The following is a 1,101-nucleotide window of genomic DNA, read 5'->3' as shown; positions in this document are numbered from 1 at the left end:
TTCCTTTGGCGCTGGCGCACGTCAGAAAAACAGTCTCGCCTAGTGGCTACCGGGGACTACGCGCCTTCGATTCTCTCTCCTTGGCGCGCAGCGGATGATTTCCAACCGCGTTGTTTCATCAGTGAAATCGTACATTGCAAATCTCCGTTATTGTTTCCACGGTATTGCACAGCAATATCTACCAGTAAACTCCTTGCTGAATATGACAACATTATGTAGTTGTCACAGTTCAACACACTCTTGGGCAATGAGACGAACGGCTCAGTATCAGCGCGTCCAGTTGCTTTAGCACGTGATCTAGCCATCTAATGAATTCTCACTGCATGGCCTGATATCAAACAAAGGACAGTTAGGAGCGGTGCATTTTTCAACCTGTTTTCTCCATGCGACCTTGACGTAAGGGTCATAGATGCACTCAATGCAGAACGCGTTTATACGCCCTCTAAAACCGCCCTGTTTGACCCATTTTTCGATCAGTTCTTGACGCTTCTTGTCTCGGGAAGTCATATGACCTCCTTTGCTGCAGATAATTTCTCAATTAACTCGACAATCTCTTCAACACGCCAAGCGGTTATTCTCGGAGAAAGTTTTACAGGCTTAGGATATTTCCCGGATTTCACACCTTCAAGCCAAGTGCTACGTCCGATTGGGATAATTGCAGGAGTGTTGGTCTTAGGATTACCAATTATTTGCGATAAACGTAAATAACCGGTCTGAGGTAACATAGTAGCCATTGAAGTCTCCTTCACTGGCCAGTCGCAAATATAAGAAAAACTAAGCGGCAGGCGTAATCAACTCACAGGGTTAAATACCCTGCACCGTTGCACGTCATCACTTGGTCTTTCTCGATTCTGAGTCCCATGAGGGGTGCTCAGCTTTGCGGTGGAGAGACTGTTTTGAAATGCTATTGCCTTCTACTGAATCCTATAAGGTTGTTCAGAACCGAAGACATTCATTAGCGTTCTATGTTAGTTCTATTCTGCGAGGCTGTCAAGACAATAACGGAGACTGTAAATTAGTTTGTGTATCTGCTTATCATTAACCCCTACGGGAGATAAGCACGATGAACGAAAAAGAAATCCGAGCACTTGCCAACAAGAT

General features: G+C 45.1%; 1 protein-coding gene. It reads right to left on the bottom strand.

Features of this window, described 5'->3' with window-relative positions:
* Positions 1 to 503: 503 nt before the first annotated feature.
* Positions 504 to 734, bottom strand: a complete 231-nt coding sequence (locus BOW51_RS10990; RefSeq protein ID WP_078477735.1) for a helix-turn-helix transcriptional regulator — start codon at positions 732 to 734, stop codon at positions 504 to 506.
* Between the last annotated feature and the right edge of the window lie 367 nt (positions 735 to 1,101).

The organism is Solemya elarraichensis gill symbiont (assembly GCF_002021095.1).
Classification (GTDB): domain Bacteria; phylum Pseudomonadota; class Gammaproteobacteria; order Chromatiales; family Chromatiaceae.
This window is presented reverse-complemented; position numbering and strand designations above follow the sequence as displayed.

Coding starts and splice junctions, on each gene's coding strand:
- BOW51_RS10990 (WP_078477735.1), bottom strand. CDS start 734: ATGGCTACTATGTTACCTCAGACCGGTTATTTACGTTTATCGCAAATA.